This is a genomic window from Streptomyces sp. NPDC005752, assembly GCF_040630715.1.
Taxonomy (GTDB): domain Bacteria; phylum Actinomycetota; class Actinomycetes; order Streptomycetales; family Streptomycetaceae; genus Streptomyces.
Window position 1 is genome coordinate 62,337 of the sequence record NZ_JBEXYB010000010.1, and the last position, 20,329, is coordinate 82,665.

Annotated in this window: 16 protein-coding genes and 1 riboswitch; of the genes, 3 read left to right on the forward strand and 13 right to left on the reverse strand. The window is 69.8% G+C overall.

Features of this window, described 5'->3' with window-relative positions:
• Position 1 precedes the first annotated feature (1 nt).
• The 3 genes from ABZ441_RS10785 to ABZ441_RS10795 all read right to left on the reverse strand — a co-directional run bounded on the left by ABZ441_RS10785 (position 2) and on the right by ABZ441_RS10795 (position 3,717).
• Positions 2–907, reverse strand: coding sequence for an ABC transporter permease (locus tag ABZ441_RS10785; RefSeq protein WP_358970786.1), 906 nt, complete (start codon positions 905–907; stop codon positions 2–4).
• On the reverse strand, positions 904–1,899 hold the full coding sequence (locus ABZ441_RS10790; RefSeq protein WP_358970788.1) for an ABC transporter permease: 996 nt from the start codon (positions 1,897–1,899) through the stop codon (positions 904–906). Before ABZ441_RS10790 ends, ABZ441_RS10785 begins: the two co-directional genes overlap by 4 nt.
• Before the next feature lie 84 nt (positions 1,900–1,983).
• Positions 1,984–3,717: an ABC transporter substrate-binding protein gene (locus ABZ441_RS10795; RefSeq protein ID WP_358970791.1), complete on the reverse strand. Its 1,734-nt coding sequence runs from the start codon at positions 3,715–3,717 to the stop codon at positions 1,984–1,986.
• Between the two features lie 222 nt (positions 3,718–3,939).
• On the opposite strand from ABZ441_RS10795, the gene ABZ441_RS10800 reads away from it, so the two are divergent.
• From ABZ441_RS10800 to ABZ441_RS10810, 3 genes are all read left to right on the forward strand, one after another.
• The gene (locus ABZ441_RS10800; protein ID WP_358970794.1) at positions 3,940–4,959 is read left to right on the forward strand and encodes a LacI family DNA-binding transcriptional regulator; all 1,020 of its coding nucleotides are present in this window, start codon (positions 3,940–3,942) and stop codon (positions 4,957–4,959) included.
• Between the two features lie 171 nt (positions 4,960–5,130).
• On the forward strand, positions 5,131–5,898 hold the full coding sequence (locus ABZ441_RS10805) for an ABC transporter ATP-binding protein (RefSeq protein WP_358970796.1): 768 nt from the start codon (positions 5,131–5,133) through the stop codon (positions 5,896–5,898).
• A 58-nt stretch (positions 5,899–5,956) separates the two neighbouring features.
• Complete coding sequence (locus ABZ441_RS10810; protein WP_358970799.1) at positions 5,957–8,494, forward strand: ABC transporter permease; 2,538 nt, start codon at positions 5,957–5,959, stop codon at positions 8,492–8,494.
• 54 nt (positions 8,495–8,548) lie between these two features.
• Here ABZ441_RS10810 and ABZ441_RS10815 read toward each other — a convergent pair whose 3' ends face one another.
• From ABZ441_RS10815 to ABZ441_RS10860, 10 genes are all read right to left on the reverse strand, one after another.
• Entirely contained in the window at positions 8,549–9,853 is a 1,305-nt protein-coding gene (locus ABZ441_RS10815; RefSeq protein ID WP_358970802.1) for a cyclopropane-fatty-acyl-phospholipid synthase family protein, read from the reverse strand.
• A 301-nt stretch (positions 9,854–10,154) separates the two neighbouring features.
• Complete coding sequence (locus tag ABZ441_RS10820; protein ID WP_358970805.1) at positions 10,155–11,558, reverse strand: NAD(P)/FAD-dependent oxidoreductase; 1,404 nt, start codon at positions 11,556–11,558, stop codon at positions 10,155–10,157.
• 449 nt (positions 11,559–12,007) lie between these two features.
• Positions 12,008–12,949: a Ppx/GppA phosphatase family protein gene (locus ABZ441_RS10825; RefSeq protein ID WP_358970808.1), complete on the reverse strand. Its 942-nt coding sequence runs from the start codon at positions 12,947–12,949 to the stop codon at positions 12,008–12,010.
• 34 nt (positions 12,950–12,983) lie between these two features.
• The gene (locus tag ABZ441_RS10830; RefSeq protein WP_358971130.1) at positions 12,984–13,526 is read right to left on the reverse strand and encodes a DUF501 domain-containing protein; all 543 of its coding nucleotides are present in this window, start codon (positions 13,524–13,526) and stop codon (positions 12,984–12,986) included.
• Positions 13,527–13,621: 95 nt separating this feature from the next.
• Complete coding sequence (locus tag ABZ441_RS10835) at positions 13,622–14,092, reverse strand: septum formation initiator family protein (RefSeq protein ID WP_205022836.1); 471 nt, start codon at positions 14,090–14,092, stop codon at positions 13,622–13,624.
• 93 nt (positions 14,093–14,185) lie between these two features.
• Positions 14,186–15,472, reverse strand: a complete 1,287-nt coding sequence (eno, locus tag ABZ441_RS10840) for a phosphopyruvate hydratase (RefSeq protein ID WP_014155837.1) — start codon at positions 15,470–15,472, stop codon at positions 14,186–14,188.
• Between the two features lie 314 nt (positions 15,473–15,786).
• Complete coding sequence (locus tag ABZ441_RS10845; protein ID WP_358970812.1) at positions 15,787–16,479, reverse strand: transglycosylase family protein; 693 nt, start codon at positions 16,477–16,479, stop codon at positions 15,787–15,789.
• A riboswitch (cyclic di-AMP (ydaO/yuaA leader) is annotated at positions 16,480–16,651 on the reverse strand.
• 291 nt (positions 16,652–16,942) lie between these two features.
• On the reverse strand, positions 16,943–17,917 hold the full coding sequence (locus ABZ441_RS10850; RefSeq protein ID WP_358970815.1) for a transglycosylase family protein: 975 nt from the start codon (positions 17,915–17,917) through the stop codon (positions 16,943–16,945).
• Positions 17,918–18,022: 105 nt separating this feature from the next.
• Positions 18,023–19,318 carry a cytochrome P450 gene (locus tag ABZ441_RS10855; RefSeq protein ID WP_358970818.1) on the reverse strand — a complete coding sequence of 432 codons (1,296 nt, stop codon included), beginning with the start codon at positions 19,316–19,318 and terminating at the stop codon, positions 18,023–18,025.
• The gene (locus tag ABZ441_RS10860) at positions 19,315–20,301 is read right to left on the reverse strand and encodes a nucleoside triphosphate pyrophosphohydrolase (RefSeq protein ID WP_358970820.1); all 987 of its coding nucleotides are present in this window, start codon (positions 20,299–20,301) and stop codon (positions 19,315–19,317) included. The genes ABZ441_RS10855 and ABZ441_RS10860 overlap by 4 nt, the downstream gene beginning before the upstream one ends.
• Positions 20,302–20,329 lie beyond the last annotated feature (28 nt).

A 20,329-nucleotide genomic window follows, 5' to 3' on the forward strand; every position in this document is an offset into this window, starting at 1 on the left:
CTCAGGACTCCCTCAGCTTCGGGTTGAAGACCTCGTCGAGGCCCACGTTGGCCACGTAGAGCGCGCCGACGATCGCGGTGATCCCGGCGCCCGGCGGGACGAACCACCACCACATGCCGAGTTGGAGCGCGCTCCACTGCTGGGCGCTCTGCAGCATCAGCCCGAGCGAGACGCCCTCGGTCGGGCCGAGTCCGATGAAGTCGAGCGAGGAGGCGATGAGGATGGACCCGCCGAAGAGCAGGATGAACATCATGAAGAGGTACGAGCTCATGTTGGGCGCGATCTCGCGGAAGACGATCCGCCAGGTGCCGCTGCCGCTGAGCCGGGCCAGGTCCACGAACTCCCGTGTGCGCAGCGAGAAGGTCTGCGCGCGGATCGCGCGGGCCGCCCAGGGCCACGAGGTCAGGCCGATGAACAGGCCCTGCACGGCGACGCTGCGCACCCCCATGTAGGCGTTGATGATCAGGAGGACGGCGAGGGCGGGGATCACCAGGACGACGTTGGTGAGCATGTTGAGGATCTCGTCGGTGACGCCGCCCCGGTAGCCGGCGAGGAAGCCGACGAGCATGGCGATGACGGCGGCGATGGCCCCGCCGACGACGCCCACCAGGAAGGTCGCGCGCAGCCCGTGGACGAACTGCGCGTACACGTCCTGCCCGAAGGTGGTGGTGCCCATCCAGTACGTCCCGTCGGGGGCGGCCGCCTGCGGTCCGACGTACTCGTTGGGGGTGCCGCTGTCGAGCAGCACCGGGCCGACGACGCCGACCGCGAGCAGGATCGCGACCAGGCTCACCCCGATGATCAGCTTGGGGTTGCGGACCGCGTAGTGCAGCGACTCGCGGCCGGGCTTCGCCACGGGTGCCTCGGCGGAGGGGGCCTCGGGCGCCGGGTCGGGCAGTGTGCTCATGATGTGCCTCCTGCCATGCCCGTACGGGTGCGGGGGTCGACGACGACGTACACGATGTCGATGAGGAAGTTGGCGATCAGTACGCCGATGACGATGAACAGGAACGCGCCCTGGAGCAGGAAGAAGTCCTGGTTCTGGATCGCGGCCAGGATCAGTGAGCCGAGCCCCGGGTAGGCGAACACGATCTCGGTGACGAGCGCACCGGCGACCAGCACGCCCAGTTGCAGGGCGAGCCCGGTGATCTGGGGCAGGACGGCGTTGCGGAAGGCGTAGCGGCGGATGAGCCGCTGGGGTGCTCCGAGGGCCGACAGGTACGACGCGTAGTCGGACTCCAGCTCGTAGATGATCATGTTCCGCATGCCGATGGCCCAGCCGCCGAGCGCGACGAGGAAGAGCGAGAGGAACGGCAGCACCCAGTGGTGCAGGGCGTCCAGCACGAAGGCGGCGCTCCAGCCGGGCTGGATGTCCAGGCTGTAGCCGCCGGATATGGGGAACCAGCCGGCCTCGGCGCCCAGCGCCCACGCGAGGATGACGGCGATCCACATGTACGGCATGGCGGTCAGCAGGTATCCGGCCGGCAGCACGGTGTTGTCCAGGACCTTGCGGCGGGCGGACAGCGCGCCGATCCAGTTGCCCACGAACCAGCTGAGCAGGACTGCGGGGATCATCAGGCCGAGGGTGTACGGGAGCGCGTCGAGCAGGACGTCACCGACGGGCGTGGGAAAGACGAAGATGGAGATCCCGAAGTCGCCCTGGAGGAGCGCACCCCAGAAGTGGAGGTACTGCTGCCACAGGGGTTCGTCGAAGCCGAACAGGTTGTTGTAGTAGCTGCGCATCGCCTCGGCGGCCTCCGGCTGCGAGACGCGGGCCCGGGCGACCATGGCGGAGACCGGGTCACCGGGCATGAAGCGCGGGATCATCCAGTTGACGGTGACGGCGACGACGAACGTCAGCGCGTAGACGAGAAGTTTGCGGGCGAAATAGCGGCGCAAGAGGGCTCCCCTGGTGGAGAGCCCCGCCGTGCGCGCACGGTCAGGTGGTGCGCGCACGGCGGGGCAGTCATGGAGTCGGCGACGTCACTTGGCGGGCTTCAGCTGCGTGAGCGTCTCGAAGCCGCCCATCTCCAGCCAGTTGCGCCACAGGGCCGGTGCGGTCTTCGGCGCACCGGCGGCGTCAGACGGCCAGTTCTTCCAGGCCCCCGTGGTGGACTGCGACCACAGGCCGTTGTACCAGAGCGGGATGATGGGCATCTCGGTCAGCTGGATGTCCTGGATCTTCGAGACGGCGGCCTTCATGCCCGCTGTGTCGTCGGTCTTCACCCCGCCCAGCTCCTGGACCAGCTTCCAGGCCTCCGCGTTCTCGTACCGCCCGAAGTTGACCGTGTTCTGCTGCTTCTGGACCGGCATCTGGAAGATGTAGTCGTAGTACGTCCAGGGAGTGTTGGACAGCTGGCGCTCGTTGTTGATGACGAGGTCGAAGTCCCCCTTGCCGCGCTGCTCGTTGAGGGCGTTCTGGTCGGGGAACTCGGTGGTGACCTTGATGCCGGCGTCCTCGGCGCCGGCGGCGACGACCTTGGCCGCCTCCATCCAGTCGGTCCAGCCCGAGGGCACCGCCAGCTTCAGACTGAGGGCGGAACCGTCCTTGTTCTCGACGAAGCCGTCGCCGTCCGCGTCCTCGTAGCCGGCGTCCGCGAGCTCCTTCTTCGCCGCCGCGGCGTCGTGCGTGAAGCCCTTCTCCGCAATGAGGGCCTTGTCCTCGAACTGCTCCCACTGCGGCAGCAGACCGGTCGGGGAGGCCGGCTTCACCAGGTCGCCGTAGACACCCTTGACGATCTTCCCGGTGTCGACGGACGCGGCGAGCGCCCGGCGGAAGGCGGCGTCGCCCATCGGCTTCCTGGTGGTGTTGGGCACCAGCCAGGCGGTGTTGGCGGAGAGCATGTACGGGGCCTCGTCGTAGTACGACACGACCTTCTTGCTCTTGACCAGCGAGGAGGCGCCGGGCAGGAAGTTGTTGCTGAGGTCCAGCTGGCCCTGACCGAGCTGGCCGATGACCACCTCGTTGCTCGGGTTGGAGACGTCGACGATGTACCGCGGGGCCGGCGTCATGCTCAGCGCCTTCGTACCCCACCAGTCGTCGCGGCGCTCCCACACGACGCGGTCCTGGGTCTTGCTCTTCAGCCTGTACGCACCGGTTCCGACGGGCTTGTCGTTGACGCCGTTGAGGATGTCCTCGTCCGTGCGCGAGCCCCAGACGTGCTCCGGGACGACCGGCTGGCCGTAGAGGGTGTAGTCCCACTCCTGGTAGCGGGCCTCCTTGAAGGTGAAGCGGACCGTGGAGTCGTCCACGGCCTTCGCGTCGGACAGCCAGCTCCACAGTGAGTGGAAGGCGGACGCCTCGATCTTGCCGAGGCCGTAGGAGTACGCCACGTCCTTCGCGGTCAGCGGCTTGCCGTCGGCCCAGGTGATCCCCTGGCGCAGCTTCACCTCGTACGTCCTGTCCCCGGTCCAGCCGCCCGACTCGGCGAGCCAGGGCGTCAGCTTGCCCTCGTTCGGGTCGAAGTGGAACAGGGTCTCGTAGACCAGTCCCTTGGTGCCGGTCGCGTGGTCCCAGTTGCGCAGCGGGTTGTAGTTGGCCGGAGGCCCCCACTGGGTGCCGGTCGTGTAGAGCGTCTCGTCGCGCGGCAGCGAGCCGCCCTTGCCGGCCGGGCCGCCGGTGCCGCCCGCCCCGGAGCCGCCCCCCGTGCACGCGGTCGCGGCGAGCGTGAACACGGCGAGCGCGGTCGTGACCCGCAGCCGGGTACGCGTACCCATAACCCCTCCTTTTCCCCCGCCGTCCCTGCCGAGCGGAGTTACTGAACCGGGTAAGTGCCGTGAAGGTATGGGGGCCCCGCAGGAGTGTCAAGGGTGCGGGAGCGCTCCCACTGCGCTTTTTCCAGAGACTTCCGAAGAGGTCTGGACCGCCGAGGGGAAGACGGAGGTCAGGGGCCTGCGGCTAGGATGCGCGTTGAACACGAACCGGTTAAGCGAGGTCCCATGTCCAAGCACCGCCCCACGATCGCCGACATCGCACGCCGCGCCGGGGTATCGAAGGTCGCGGTGTCATACGCCCTGAACGACCGCCCGGGCGTCTCCCCCGCGACCCGCGCCTCCATCAAGGCCATCGCGCAGGAGATCGGCTGGCGCCCCAACAGCGCCGCCCGCGCCCTCACCCGTGCCCGCGCCGACACCGTGGGCCTCGCGCTGTCCCGCCCGGCCAGGATGCTCGGCGTGGAGCCGTTCTTCATGGAGCTGATCAGCGGGATCGAGACCGAACTCTCCACCCGGGGCTGCGGCCTCCTCCTCCAGGTCGTCGCCGACCCCGCGCAGGAGCTGGAGATGTACCGCCGCTGGTGGGGTGAGGGCCGGGTGGACGGTGTGTTCCTCGCCGACGTCCGCTGCCCCGATCCGCGCATCGAGGGCATCGCCGAGCTCGGCATGCCGGCCGTCGTGATCGGCCACCCCTCGGCGGCCGGGGGCCTCACCCCCGTGTGGTCGGACGACTCCGCGGCGCTGCGGGACACCCTGACGTATCTGTCCGCCCTCGGTCACCGCTCCGTCGCCCGGGTGGCAGGACTGCCCGAACTGGCCCACACCCGGCTGCGCGACAGCGCCCAGCGCGAGATCAGCGCCGAACTCGGGCTGGACGAACCGGTGGTGGTGCACACCGACTACTCCGGCGAGGAGGGCGCGCACGCCACCCGGCGCCTGATCAGTTCCGCCTCGCGGCCGACCGCCGTCATCTACGACAACGACATCATGGCCGTCGCCGGGCTCTCCGTCGCCCAGGAGATGGGCCTGGACGTGCCCGCCGACCTCTCGCTCGTCGCCTGGGACGACTCCCAGCTCTCCCGCGTCGTACGTCCCCCGCTGACCGCGCTGAGCAGGGACATCCCCGCGTACGGCACCCATGCCGCCCGCACTCTGCTGGCCATGGTGGCCGAGGGCTCGGCCCCGGGGTTCGAGGACGCGGCGGCCCGCCTGGTGCCCCGGGGATCCACCGCCCCACCCCGCTGAGGAACCGGCAGGACTCGGGGTCGGCCTCCTACCTCAGGACTACGCGACCGCCCGGCGGGTGCGACTCAAGAGGGCCCCGGGAACGGGCACGAGGGCTGACGACCCGGGACGGTACGGCGGCGAGGATGGAGGAGTCCCCCACGAACCCTCGTCCCAACCAGGAGTCCCCCTGTGACCACCACCACCGTCCACCGCACCACCGCGGTCGCCGCCCGCGCCACGGAGCTGTCGAAGGTCTACGGCCAGGGTGAGACCCAGGTCGTCGCCCTCGACCGGGTGACCGTGGACTTCCCGCAGGGGGAATTCACCGCGATCATGGGCCCGTCGGGTTCCGGCAAGTCCACGCTGATGCACTGCGTGGCCGGTCTCGACAGCTTCAGCAGCGGCTCCGTGCGCATCGGCGAGACCGAGCTGGGGACGCTGAAGGACAAGCAGCTCACGCAGCTGCGCCGGGACAAGATCGGCTTCATCTTCCAGGCATTCAACCTGCTGCCGACGCTGACCGCGCTGGAGAACATCACTCTGCCGATGGACATCGCGGGCCGTAAGCCCGACGCCGCCTGGCTGCAGAAGGTCATCGACATGGTGGGCCTCGCGGAGCGGCTGAAGCACCGCCCCACGGAGCTCTCCGGCGGGCAGCAGCAGCGCGTCGCCGTCGCCCGCGCCCTGGCGTCGCAGCCGGAGATCATCTTCGGTGACGAGCCGACCGGCAACCTCGACTCCCGCTCCGGCGCCGAGGTCCTCGGCTTCCTGCGCAACTCGGTGCGCGAGCTCGGCCAGACCGTGGTGATGGTGACCCACGACCCGGTGGCCGCCTCCTACGCGGACCGTGTGGTCTTCCTCGCGGACGGCGCGGTCGTCGACCAGATGCTCAACCCCACCGCCGACGGGGTCCTCGACCGGATGAAGGCGTTCGACGCGAAGGGCCGCACCAGCTGACGCGGCAAGGCCGCCGCTCCCCTCCCCCCTTCCGGAACCCATCCCAGGACACACAGACATGTTCCGTACCGCCCTGCGCAATGTGCTCGCGCACAAGGCCAGGCTGCTGATGACCGTGCTCGCCGTCATGCTCGGCGTAGCGTTCGTCTCCGGCACCCTCGTCTTCACCGACACCCTCGGCAACGCCTTCCGCAACCAGTCGGCCAAGAGCTACGACGACGTCGCCGTCGCCGTCAAGACCTGGGCCCAGCGCGGCGACGACCAGGCCGACGGCATCGACGACGCGACGCTCAAGAAGATCCAGGACCTCGACGGGGTGGCAGGGGCCACCGGACGCGTCTCCGGGTTCGCCGGCGTCGCCGACACCGGCGGCAAGCTCATCGGCGACGGCTGGTCCAACACCGGCTCCAACTTCTCCCCCGGGTCCGGCGGCAAGGACCCGCAGTACGCGTTCACCGACGGCACGGGGCCGGTGGAGGCAGGCCAGGTCGCCCTCGACAAGGAGACCGCCGCCAAGGGCGAGTACCGCGTGGGCAAGCCGGTGCGGGTCGCCACGAACGGGCCGGTGAAGGAGTACACCCTCTCGGGAATCTTCACCACCGAGGACGGCGCCGTGAACGCGGGCGGCAGCCTCGTCCTCTTCGACACCGAGGTGGCCCAGAAGCTCTACCTGAAGCCCGGCGAGTTCAGCGACGTCACCGTGGCCGCCACGGCGGGAACGTCCGACCAGCAGCTCCTGACCGCCGTGAAGCCCCTCCTCCCGGAGACCGCCGAGGCCAAGACGGGCGCGGACCTCGCGAACGAGGAGGCCGAGATGACCGAGTCCGGTCTCAAGAGCCTCAACGCGATGCTGCTCGCCTTCGCGGCCATCGCGCTCTTCGTCGGCGTGTTCCTGATCGCCAACACCTTCACCATGCTGATCGCCCAGCGCACCAAGGAACTCGCCCTGATGCGCGCCGTCGGCGCCTCCCGCCGGCAGGTCAAGCGGGCCATCCTGCTCGAAGCCGGGGTGGTCGGGATGGTCGCGTCCGTGATCGGCTTCGCCCTCGGCGTCGCGCTCGCGGTGGGACTGCGCTCCGCGATGGGCATGTTCGGCGGGAAGATCCCGGCCGGTCCCCTGGTCGTCTCCCCCACCGCGGTCGTCTCCGCGTTCGCCGTAGGCGTGCTGATCACCGTGTTCGCCGCCTGGCTGCCCGCCCGCCGGGCCGCCAAGATCCCGCCGGTGGCGGCGATGAGCAGCGTGCACGCGGTGGCCACCACCAAGTCGCTGGTCGTACGGAACTCCTTCGGCGCCGTGGTCACCCTCCTCGGTTCCGCCCTGATCGTGGCCGGTGCCGCCCAGGGCGACGAGAACGGCCGGTGGCTCCTGGGCGGCGGAGCCTTCCTCGCCCTCGTCGGCGTCATCGTGCTCATCCCGCTGCTCTCACGGCCGGTGATCGCCCTGGCGCGTCCGCTGCTGCGGAAGCTCTTCGGCGTCTCCGGCAAACTGGCCGCGCAGAACGCGGTCCGTAACCCGCGCCGCACCGGGGCCACCGCCTCCGCCCTGGCGATCGGGCTCACCCTGGTCACCGGTATCTCCGTGCTCGGCGTCACGCTCGGCCAGGCCATCGACAAGATGACGACGGACAACATCCGGGCCGACTACATGGTCTCGATGGCCAGTGGCGACTCGCTCGACGAGTCGGCCCTCACCGCCCTGCGCAAGGCCGACGGCGTCGCGGCGGCCTCCCCCCAGCGATCCGTCTGGCTCACCGTCAGCGGTAAGGGCGAGGAGGGTGTCTCAGCCTCCGGAGTCACCCCGGGCGACGTCGAGAAGGTCTTCGACCTGAAGACGGTCTCCGGGTCGCTGTCCTCGCTGAAGGACGGCGAGATCGCCGTCGACCGCAAGACCGCGAAGTCGCACGGCTGGAAGACGGGCGACAGCGTCCCCGTGACGTTCCAGGACGAGAAGAAGGAGACCCTGAAGGTCGGGGCGCTCTACGAGGGCAACGAGTTCCTCTCCCCGGTCCTGATCTCCGAGACCGTCGTCACCCCGCACGAGAGCGCCGCCGACATCCGCGAGGTGTGGCTGACCATGGAAGGCGGCCAGAGCGACGCCAACGAGGCAGCCGTGGTCAAGGCGCTCGGCGACAACCCCGCGATGAGCATCATGGACCGCCAGGGCATCCGGGACATGTTCGGCGGGTTCATCAACACCGCGCTGAACATCATGTACGGGCTGCTGGCGATGGCCCTGGTGATCGCCGTCCTCGGAGTGGTCAACACGCTGGCCATGTCGGTCTTCGAACGACAGCAGGAGATCGGCATGCTGCGGGCGATCGGCCTGGACCGGCGCAGGGTCAAGCGCATGATCCGGCTGGAGGCCGTCGTGATCTCGCTCTTCGGAGCGGTGGTCGGAGTCGCCCTCGGTACGTTCATCGGCTGGGCGATCGGGAAGAGCCTGTCCGCCGACATCCCCGGCTACGCCCTGGTCATCCCGTGGGACCGGCTCGCGGTCTTCCTGGTGCTGGCAGGACTCGTGGGCGTGCTGGCCTCGCTGTGGCCGGCCCGCAGCGGCGCGAAGCTGAACATGCTGACCGCGATCAAGACGGAGTAACCGCACGACGGAAGGGCCGGCACCCGAGGGTGCCGGCCCTTCCGCGTTCGCGGGTCAGCCGTTCGCCGACGCGGTCCAGTCACGGGCCCGCAGCGGCATGGCCGCCGCGCCGTCCTCCCGCGGACGCACCGCGAGGATCTGGTTGACACCGATCTTGTTGTGCTCGAAGGAGAGTGCGGAGGCGGCCATGTAGAGCCGCCACACTCTGGCGCGTCCGGGCGAGGTGGCCCGCACGGCCTCCTTCCAGTTCTTCTCCAGGTTGGCCACCCACCGTCGCAGGGTCAGTGCGTAGTGCTCGCGGATCGCCTCGACGTCCCGGGCCTCGAAGCCGGCCTCCTCCAGGGTGGCGACGGTGCGGCCCACCGGGGCCAGCTCCCCGTCGGGGAAGACGTAGGCGTCGATGAAGTCGTCGACGTGGTACGCCGACTCGTCCTTCTCGGGCCGACGGGCGATCTGGTGGTTGAGCAGTCGGCCGCCGGGCTTGAGGAGGGCGAAGAGGTCGTCGGCGTACTCACGGAAGCGGACCGAACCCACGTGCTCGGCCATGCCGATCGAGGAGATGGCGTCGTACGGACCGTCCCTGACGTCCCGGTAGTCCTGGACACGGATCTCGATCCGGTCGGTGAGCCCCTCCTCCGCGATGCGCTTGCGGGCGAAGGCGGCCTGTTCGGCGGAGAGGGTCACCCCGGTCACCCGGGCACCGAACTCACGGGCCGCGTGGATCGCCATCGAGCCCCAGCCGCAGCCCACGTCGAGGAGGCGGTCGCCCTCCTTCAGTGCCAGCTTGCGGCAGACGAGGTCGAGCTTGTCGCGCTGGGCTTCCTCGAGTGTGGCTCCGTCCTGCCAGTAGGCGCAGGAGTAGACCATGGACGGGCCGAGGACCATCGCGTAGAAGTCGTTGCCCACGTCGTAGTGGTGGCTGATGGCCTCCTTGTCCCGGCGCCTGGTGTGGAGCGCGCCGGCGCGGCGGCGGATCTCCTCGGCGGGCGGGGGCGGCGGCGGCCAGGGGCCGGCCACTCGCAGGAGGCCGCCGGCGAATGCCCGTACCTTCGGGTCGCGGACGGGGTGGACACGGTCCTTCGCGTCGGCGCCACGCTCCCAGAGCAGCGAGGCCAGAGCGTCCAGGGCGGCGTACAGGTCTCCGTCGACGTCGATCTCGCCGGCCACCCAGGCCCGGGCCAGGCCCAGTTCGCCCGGCTTCCAGAGCAGTCGGCGCAGGGCACGGCGGTGGCGCAGGACGAGGGTGGGCGCACCCGGCGGCCCGGACTCGCTGCCGTCCCAGGCCCGGATCCGGACCGGCAGGGGCTCTCCCAGCAACTCTTCGGCGAGAGCGGTCAGCCGCGATGCGGCGTCGGCCATGGTGCACACCTCCGTGGTGGTGTTTCCGAACGTGCCCAAATTCGCATATACGCATCCGAACCGTGCCGCGACACCTCGGGGCCCGGTGAGGTACACCGGCGTCAACACCCCACCGCACCCACGCCATCCCGCTCCCGGGCAACGGAACGGCAAAATACCTGTACTCGCCATCTAGTTACGGGGCCGGACCGCCGCGAGAGGGCCCGGACCGCCGCGCGGAGTCCCGCAGGGAGGTCCGGGCACGCCGAAGGGGCCGTCCGCACCACGGATGGCGGACGACCCCTTCGGTGACGTACAGGCGCTAGGAGGCGCTCGCCTTCTCGCCGGACTTGCTCTTGTCGCCGTCGGCCTTGGCCGCGACCGGCGCGGGGCTCGGCTTGGCGGCCTCGTAGAACTCCTCGCGCGGAGTCTCCATGGCGCCGAGCGAGACGACCTCGCGCTTCAGGAACATCGCCAGCGTCCAGTCGGCGAAGATCCGGATCTTGCGGTTCCAGGTCGGCATGGCCATGCCGTGGTAGCCGCGGTGCATGTACCAGGCGAGTCGGCCCTTGACCTTGATCTTCACCTTGCCGATGACGATCATGGCGACGCCCTTGTGCAGGCCGAGTCCGGCGACAGCACCCTTGTTGGCGTGGCTGTACTCCTTCTGCGGGAAGCCCCGCATGCCGGAGATGACGTTGTCACCGAGGACCTTCGCCTGACGCAGCGCGTGCTGGGCGTTGGGCGGGCACCAGGCGTTCGGGTTGCCGGCGCGGCGGCCGACCATGTCCGGCACCTGGGCGTTGTCGCCCGCGGCCCAGATGTAGTCGGTGCCCTGCACCTGGAGCTTCTCGGAGGTGTCCACGTGACCACGCGGGCCGAGCGGCAGACCGAAGCGGGCCAGCGCCGGGTTCGGCTTCACGCCGGCCGTCCACACGATCGTGCTGGAGTCGACCTCGAGGCCGTTCTTCAGGACGACGTGACCGTCGACGCAGGAGTCCATGGAGGTCGAGAGGTAGACCTCGACACCACGGCTCTCCAGGTGCTCCTTGCCGTACGCGCCCAGCTTCGGGCCGACCTCGGGAAGGATCTTGTCGGCGGCGTCGACCAGGATGAAGCGCATGTCCTCGCGCTTCACGCTCGTGTAGTACTTGGCCGCGTCGCGCGCCATGTCCTCGACCTCGCCGATGGTCTCCGCACCGGCGAAGCCGCCGCCCACGAAGACGAACGTCAGCGCCTTGCGGCGGACGTCCTCATCGGTCGTCGAGTCGGCCTTGTCCAGCTGCTCGAGGACGTGGTTGCGCAGACCGATGGACTCCTCGATGCCCTTCATACCGATGCCCTGCTCGGCGAGGCCGGGGATCGGGAAGGTCCGGGAGACCGCGCCCATCGCGATGACCAGGTAGTCGAAGGGCAGCTCGTAGGCCTCGCCGACGAGCGGCGCGACCGTGGCGAACTTGCGGTCCTGGTCGATGGTCGTGACACGGCCGGTGAGAACCTCTGCCTTGGGCAGCACGCGTCGCAGCGGGACGACGACATGCCGAGGCGAGATGCTGCCGGCAGCAGCTTCGGGGAGGAAGGGCTGGTACGTCATGTACGAGCGCGGGTCGACGACCGTGACGGTCGCCTCTCCATACCGCATCTTCTTCAGAATGCGACGAGCTGCGTACAGGCCTACGTACCCACCGCCTACAACGAGGATCCTGGGACGCTCCGTGGTGCTCATGCCATCGAGTATCCACCCCCCTCGGGGGGCATGCTCGTGAGCCCCTTCACAAGGTATCCGCCACCCTCTGCTACACTTCGCCGCCCACGTGACCGAGGTCATGGTCCGAGTGGGGAACCACGCACCCCTGGCGAACGTTGTTCACCACTTGTGAGCTGGCCCTTGAGCAGTCATCCGGGATGAACCACCTGCCCGGGACATGCCCCCGCCACACCCCGGAAACGCCCCGGCACCCCCCTCGCGCGGAGCCGCAGGCGTCCCGCACGGCCTCTCGGAGGCAGAACTTCGCCCGGTGGGGCCGAATTCCTTGTGAAGAAGTTCACGAAGTTCGCCGCGGCACCTCGTGCAAGGCCCCTCCGAACGGGTCCGGAGGGGCCTTGCACGGGCTCAAAGGTGCAGGCGGGAATGCGTTTGAGCAACGTCTCACCGCAGCCGCGACCACGTCGTGATCAGGCGGTCGACCAGGCGATCCCGTCGAGGATGTCGTGCTCGCTGACGACGACCTCACGAGCCCCCGACCGTTCCATCACGGCGAGCAGGACGAGGGCGCCGGACGCGATCACGTCGATCCGGCCCGGGTGCATCGCGGGGATCGCCGCGCGCTCCGCGTGCGTCGAGGCGAGCAGCCCTTCGGTGATCTCCCGGACCCGCTCGTAGGAGACCCTGGAGTGGTGGATCGCCTCGGTGTCGTACTCCTTCAGCCCGAGCGCGATCGCGGCGACGGTCGTGACCGTCCCGGCCAGGCCGACGAGCGTCGCGGCCGAGGAGATCGGCACGGTCGCCTCGGCCAGGTCCAGGGCGGCGCCGATGTCCGCACGTATCGCGGCGATCCGGTCGGGCGTGGGCGGGTCCACGACCGCACCGTCCTGCACCAGGTGACGCTCGGTCATGCGTACGCAGCCCATGTCCACGGATCGGGCTGCGCGGACACGGTCGTCACCGACGACGAACTCGGTGGAGCCGCCGCCGATGTCCACGACGAGGTACGGCTTCTCCAGGTGGTCGCTGCCCACCAGTTCCTTCGTGGCGCCGTCGAAGGAGAGCTGCGCCTCCTGGTCACCCGTGATGACCTCGGGCTCGACGCCCAGGATGTCCAGGACCCCCCGGACGAAGGTGTCACTGTTCTCCGCGTCGCGGGACGCGGACGTGGCGACGAACCGGATCCGCTCGGCTCCGAGCTCCTCGATCGCGGCCGCGTACTCACGGCAGGCCTCGAAGGTGCGCTCGAGCGCCTCGGGGGCCAGCCGGCCGGTCCGGTCGACACCCTGGCCGAGCCGGACGATCCGCATCCGGCGGTCGAGCTCGGTGAAGTCACCGGTGGCGGGGTCCACGTCCGCGACGAGCAGGCGGATGGAGTTGGTACCGCAGTCGATGGCGGCAACGCGGGTCATGGGGCTCCTGTGGTTGTACGTGTTCCGCGCGGGGTCAGGACGCGTCGGGTCCGGCGTCGGAACCGCACGGGGTGACGCACGGCCCCTTGGCCCACCACTCCGGCAGCATCGCGATCGCCTCGTCGCCCAGCGGGTTCACCCCGGGGCCGGCGGCCAGCGAGTGGCCGACCAGGACGTGCAGGCACTTGACGCGGTCCGGCATGCCTCCCGCGCTCGGGAAGCCCTCAAGGACCTCGATGGCGTCGCGGCGCGCGATGTAGTCCTCGTGCGCGGCACGGTAGGCGGCGGCCAGCTCAGGGTCCGTCGTGAGCCGCTCGGTCATCTCCTTCATGACCCCGTTGGCCTCCAGCGTGCCGATCGCGGACGCGGCACGCGGGCAGGTCAGGTAGTACGTCGTCGGGAACGGCGTGCCGTCCTCCAGACGGGGCTGCGTCTCGACCACGTCCGGGTTGCCGCACGGGCAGCGGTGCGCGATGGCGCGCAGCCCGCGCGGCGGCCGGCCGAGCTGGAGCTCGAACGCGGCGATGTCCGCGTCGGTGGGCGTGGTGGATTCGGTCTGCGGAGGGGGCGTGTCCATGCCTGCCTTGAATGTCATCGGTCGGACTGTACGGATCGGTGCGGGAACGGAGCACCGCGGGTGCGCCGGGTCCCGGACCACTGCGGGGAGGAGGGTCATTCGCGGTCGGCGCTGTCGACGCCGTCCCAGAGGTTCGAGTGCCAGGGCCGCCCCGTCGCCCCCGGCTCACCCCGGCGCACCTCGGCCGCGTCCGGGTCGACCACCGTATAGCCGGTCTCGCCGGGCAGCACGTAGTGCAGGTGCTGGCGCGCGAGACGGCGGATGTACGCGTCGTCCTTGAGCCGTGCCTTCTCGTCGCGCAGTTCCTCGGTCCGCTCGCGGGCCTCCTGCGACAACCTCTCCTGTTCCGCGATCTGGTCGCGCTGGGAGACGTACTGCCGCATGGGGTACGCGAGGGCGACCACCAGGGAGCAGACGATCAGAGCGAGGAACGCGGCCCGGCCGGTGAGCCGGGAGCGACGAGCCTGGCGGCGGTTCTGGGACCGGTAGACGCGGGCCGCCGTCTGCTCGCCGAGCAGTCGCAGCCTGGTCGCGGTGGAGAACCGGTCGCGGTCCTTCCCGGCCATGTCTCACGCCTCCCCGTTACGCACGTCCGTCCCCGCACACGGTACGGGACCGGATGCGGGGACGGACGGAGGCTGTGCTCCGGACTCGGGCTGTCAGCCCTCGAAGCGGAACCGCGGGAACGCCGAACGCCCGGCGTACACCGCGGCGTCGTCGAGGATCTCCTCGATGCGCAGCAGCTGGTTGTACTTGGCGACGCGGTCCGAGCGGGCCGGGGCACCGGTCTTGATCTGACCGCAGTTCACCGCGACGGCGAGGTCGGCGATGGTGACGTCCTCGGTCTCGCCGGAGCGGTGGGACATCATGCACTTGAAGCCGTTGCGCTGGGCCAGCTCTACGGCGTCCAGGGTCTCGGTCAGCGAACCGATCTGGTTGACCTTGACGAGCAGGGCGTTGGCCGAGCCCTCCTCGATGCCGCGGGCGAGGCGCTCGGGGTTGGTGACGAACAGGTCGTCACCGACGATCTGCACCTTGGAGCCGAGCTTGTCGGTGATGACCTTCCAGCCGGCCCAGTCGTCCTCGTACAGCGGGTCCTCGATGGAGACCAGCGGGTACGCGGAGACGAGCTCCTCGTAGTACTCGGTCATCTCGGCGGCCGAGCGGGACTTGCCCTCGAACTCGTAGACGCCGTCCTTGTAGAACTCGGACGCGGCGACGTCGAGGGCGAGCGCGATGTCGCGGCCCGGGACGTAACCGGCCTCCTTGACGGCCTCGAGGATGAGGTCGAGGGCGGCGCGGTTGGACTCGAGGTTGGGGGCGAAGCCGCCCTCGTCACCGAGACCGGTGGACAGGCCCTTGGTCTTCAGGACCTTCTTCAGCGTGTGGTAGATCTCCGCACCCCAGCGCAGGGCCTCGGAGAAGGACTCGGCGCCGATCGGCGCGATCATGAACTCCTGGATGTCCACGTTGGAGTCGGCGTGCGAGCCGCCGTTCAGGATGTTCATCATCGGAACGGGCAGCAGGTGCGCGTTCGGGCCGCCGAGGTAGCGGAACAGCGGGAGGTCGGAGGCCTCGGACGCGGCGTGCGCCACGGCCAGCGAGACGCCGAGGATGGCGTTGGCGCCGAGGGAGCCCTTGTTCTCGGTCGCGTCCAGGTCGAACATCGCCTGGTCGATGAGGCGCTGCTCGGTGGCGTCGTAGCCGACGAGCTCCGGGCCGATCTGCTCGATCACGGCGAGGACGGCCTTCTCGACGCCCTTGCCCTGGTAGCGGTTGGGGTCACCGTCGCGAAGCTCGATGGCCTCGAACGCACCGGTGGAGGCGCCGGACGGAACAGCAGCACGTCCCGTGCTGCCGTCGTCGAGGCCAACCTCGACCTCGACCGTGGGGTTGCCCCGGGAGTCGAGGATTTCCCTGGCTACGACGACGTCGATGGACGGCACGAGGCATCTCCTTCTGGGATCTGACACTGGTTCTGCAGGGTCACTGTGGCCTTGCGCCACGAGCCTAACCGGCCCGGCCCGCTGCGTCGGCCGTCCGCCCGTCACCTGGGACGAAAAAGAACCCAAGGGCCCGCATAACGGACAAAGCCGCAGAATCTTACTGGCGAGTAACTACAACAGTTGAACACTCACCCTTACCGGCGAGCCCGCCGCACACCCGACCGCGGGGTCCGGACGCGGCACCGGCCCGGCGTGCGGGGGGTCAGCACGCCGGGCCGGGCCTCCGGGGCGGGAGGAGGAAGAACGACCCCGGACTACTTCAGGTGGAGCTGCTGACCCGGGAAGATCAGGTCGGCGTCGTCGACGATGTCGTCGTTCAGGTCGAACAGCTTCTCCCAGCCGCCCTTGACCTTCTTCGCGTCGGCGATCTTGCTGAGGGTGTCGCCGGTCTTGACCTTGTACTCGCCGTCACCCTTCTCGACCTTGCCGCCGGTCGGGGTGGTGACCGTCTCCTTGGGAGCGGTGCGCTTCTCGCTGCGCGTGGTGGGCTGCTCGGCCTTGCGCTCCGGCGCGGCCTGCGGGGCCGTGTCGCCGTTCTTCTCCGAGCCGGTGTCGACGCCCGGGTCCACACCGTCGTTCGTCAGGCCGCCGGCACCGGCGCAGGCCCAGGCACCCGGGCCCTGCAGGTCGAGGAGCTTCTCGGCGGCGGCTATCTGCTGGTCCTTGCTGGCCAGGTCGGCGCGGGCGGCGTACTGCGTGCCGCCGGCGGCTGCCCAGCTGGACTGCGAGAACTGCAGGCCGCCGTAGTAGCCGTTGCCGGTGTTGATGGACCAGTTGCCACCGGACTCGCACTGGGCGACGGCGTCCCAGGTCTCGACGGAGGCGGCCGAGGCGCCGGTCGCTCCCATGAGCGGTACGGCCACGGCGGCACCGGTGACGCCGGCCAGGGTCGCGATGCGGACGGCCTTGGACGGGCGGCGGTGCTTGCCCTTGCTGGAAAGCAGCATGGTTCTCCTCACCGACGCCTACGAGGTGAGCTGTCGGGTTCGGGCCTGTGAGTTGCCCGGACGCCCGCTCCCGCGGACGTCTTCACCCCTAGCCGTACCTTCGCCCGTCTCACGACGACCGGGTCCGGCGCTTACCTGGGTCCCCCGCTCCTGCCTACGGCGCTTTACGCGTCGGTCCCCTTCGTCCGACGGCAGGATTCGGCGTGACGGTCGAAGGTGCCCGCGGTGCGAGCGGCTCCGACCGTAAACACACGCAACCCCCACATTCAAAGATGGACATAACGGCCGATCAGCCCCGTAACGGTCCAGGGGTGGTGTGCGTTTTCGCAGGTCGGAGCCAATATGGACGGATCGGACGGACCAGGCGCACCAGTTGAAGCAAAGAGACCCATGTCTCACTTACGCATAAGTGGACATAGGTCTCTGAACTACCCCTGCATTCGGGGTGTTTTCCCGCTTTTGATCAGTTGGCGACGGTGGTCTCCGCCTGGGCGGCGGGGGCATCCGCCCCGAGGTCGAGGTCCAGGCTCTGGCCGGGAAGGATCAGGTCCGGGTCGGAGCCCAGCTCACCCTTGTTGGCCTCGTAGAGCGCGGTCCAGCCGCCGGTGAGCTCCTGCGAGTCCGCGATCGCCCAGAGGTTGTCACCCGTGCGGACGGTGTATGTCCCCTCGGCTCCCTGGCGCGCCTCGGAGTCGCCGCGCGACGCGTGCCGGCCGGACTCGCGCCCGTCCTCCAGGTCCGTCCCGGCACTCGCCTCCGGGGCCGGGATGCCACGGTGCTTCCCGCCCTTCGCCTTGTCACCCTTCGAGGCGCCGGACGTCTCGGAGGCTTCCGGGGAAGGCGTGGCGGACGGGGTTGCGGAGGTCTTCCCGGACTCGTCCGCCTTGTCCGCCGCCTCGCCGGACGCCTTCCCGTCCGCCTTGTCCTCCGCGTCCGGGTCGTCCGCTCCGTCCGTCGCGTCCGCCGGGTCCGAAGCGTCGGACGAGGGGGTCTCGGACGGAGTCGCGTCCTCGGACGGCTCGGCGGACGTCTCGCCGCCCGGGTCGACACCCGGCAGCGCCCCGTCCAGGGCGAGCCCGGAGATCACCGCGCAACTGGGCCACGCCTGCGGCCCCTTGTCGTCCAGTACCTTCTCCGCGACCGTTATCTGCTGCGAGCGGCTGGCGAGGTCCGCGCGGGACGCGTACGCGGTACCGCCGTAGGACGACCACGTCTCCTGCGAGAACTGCAGGCCACCGTAGTAGCCGTTGCCGAGGTCGGCACTCCACATGCCACCGCTCTCGCATTCGGCGACCCGGTCCCAGGTCGTGGCCTCTGTGGCCTGCGCGCCGCCCGCACCGAGCAGCGGGATGGCGATGGCCGACCCCGTGACGCCTGCGGCGACGACGATGGCGGGTGCCTGACGAGGGCGACGGTGTCTGCCGTTCGCGGAGCCCATGGGATTGCCTTCCGTGTGACTGACATGTGACGGGTGAGTCGAACGGTGAACCTAGCCCTACTCGAACGTGTGTCACAAGTCGATGCAGCGGAGATCACGCGAAAGTCACAGAGTTGACAGGCTGTCACCTTTTTCGTCCGGCTGACCCGGACCGAACTCCACCGGAAGCGTCCGCAGTCCACGCATGATGAGCCCGCCGCGCCATCGCAAATCGGCAGGTTCCGCAGCAAGCCGCAGGTCGGGGAGGCGCCGCAGCAGTGTCGCCAGCGCCACCCGGCCCTCCAGCCGGGCCAGCGGCGCCCCCACGCAGTAGTGGATGCCGTGGCCGTAGCCCAGGTGCTGGTTGTCACTCCTGGCGAGATCCAGGGTGTCCGCATCCTGGAATCTGTCCGGATCACGATCGGCGGCGGCCAGCACCACGAGTACGGGATCCCCCACCGCGATGTCCTGCCCTCCCAGGGACACGGGCTCGGTCGCGTAACGCCAGGTCGCCAGCTCCACCGGGCCGTCGTAGCGCAGCAGTTCCTCGATGCCCGTCGCGAGCAGTTCGGTCTCCCCCGCCGCCAGGGAGCGCTCCAGGCGTTCGCGCTGGGGCGGGTTGCGCAGCAGGGCGTAGGTGCCGTTGCCGATGAGATTCACTGTCGTCTCGAAACCGGCGAACAGGAGGATGAAGGCCATGGCCGCGGCCTCGTTCTCGCTGAGGTGCTCGCCGTGGTCGCTCGCCCGGATCAGTCCCGAGATCAGGTCGTCGCCGGGATTCTCCCTCTTGCGGTGGATGAGTTCGGCGAGATAGCCGCGCATCTTCTTCACCGACCTGGCGACCCCGCCGCGCGGCCCCCCGCCGTGCCGGATCATCATGCCCGCCCAGTCGCGGAAGTCGTCCTGGTCCTCGCGCGGAACACCCAGCAGGTCACAGATCGCGTAGATGGGGAGCGGGAAGGCGAAGTCGTGGATGAGGTCCGCCTTCCCCTCCTCGATGAAATTGTCGATGAGGCGGTCCGTGAGTTCCTGCACGCGCGGCGCGAACTCCGCGACCCGGCGCGGGGTGAACGCCTTGGACACGAGCCGGCGCAGCCGGGTGTGGTCCGGTGGGTCGATGTTCAGCAGATGCGTCATCAGTTCCGCCTGGCGCTCACCCGGAATGCCGGTCCGGCCCTTGGCGTTCGCGGACCCCGCGTGGTGGGCGGGGTTCTTGGAGAGCCGGGTGTCCGCGAGTGCCTGTCTGGCATCGGCGTACCGGGTCACCAGCCAGGCCTCGACGCCGCTGGGCAGCGCCGTGCGGTGCACCGGACTGTGCTCGCGGAGCCACGCGTAGGCCGGGTAGGGGTCGGTGGCGAACTCCCAGGTGAAGAGTTCGGGCGCTGCGTCGGGCGCGGAGGGCGTGTCGGGGCTGTCGTTCACTCCTCGACGCTATCCGGAGTGGTACCGAGCCCCTCCGCCGCCCGGATCGCGTCCCGGTAGGCGCGGGCGGCGGCCCGCAGGGCGGCCTCCGGATCGGTGCCGTCCTGTTCGGCCCGTACGGCGAGGGCGAGCAGGCGGTACCCCACCCCGTCGCCCTCGGGGAGCGCGGCGTCGAGACCCGCGGCGCGGACCCTGCTGCCGAGCTTGGCCGCCAGCGCCAGGCCGGGCTGCCCGAGCGGCACGCCGTCGGTGACCGATGCGCGCTGCTTCTCGATCGCCTTCGTCCGCAGCCAGTGCGCGTGGACGTCCTCCGGGGTCTCGGCGGTCTCGTCGCCGAACACGTGCGGATGCCGGTGGATCAGCTTCTCGACGATCGTGGCCGCCACGTCGTCGATGCCGAACGGCTCCTCCTGGTCCTCCTGCGCGATGCGCGCGTGGAAGACGACCTGGAGCAGGACGTCGCCGAGCTCCTCGCGCAGTTCCCCGCGGTCGCCGTCCTCGATGGCCTCGACCAGTTCGTACGCCTCCTCGATGGCGTACTTCGCGAGGCCCCTGTGAGTCTTCTGCGAGGTCCACGGGCATTCGAGCCGGATCCGGTCCATCACCTGGACCAGGTCGAGGAGCCGGGCGCCGGGCAGGTCGTACGAACCGGGCAGCAGCTCCAGGTCCGGCATCTGCACCCGGCCCGAACCGCCGAGCCTGGCCAGCCCGTCGGTGAGCGGCTGGTTGCCCTCGCCGCCCACCAGCACCACCACGGTGCGGCCGCCCGCGCAGTCGTCCACCAGTTCCTCGGCCGAGGGCGCGGTGTGGTCGACGGCGACCCCCGCCTCCCTCAGATAGGGCAGCTGCGGGTGGTCCCGCTCGGCGCACAGCACCCGGTCGGCGGCGTGCAGCGTCTGCCACGCGGGCCAGGACAGCAGACCGGGGGCGACGCGGTGGCTGGCGGTGAGCAGGACGATACGGCCGGGGTCTTCAGCGTTCACACCCCCGAACCTACCCGTGGGCGGGCCG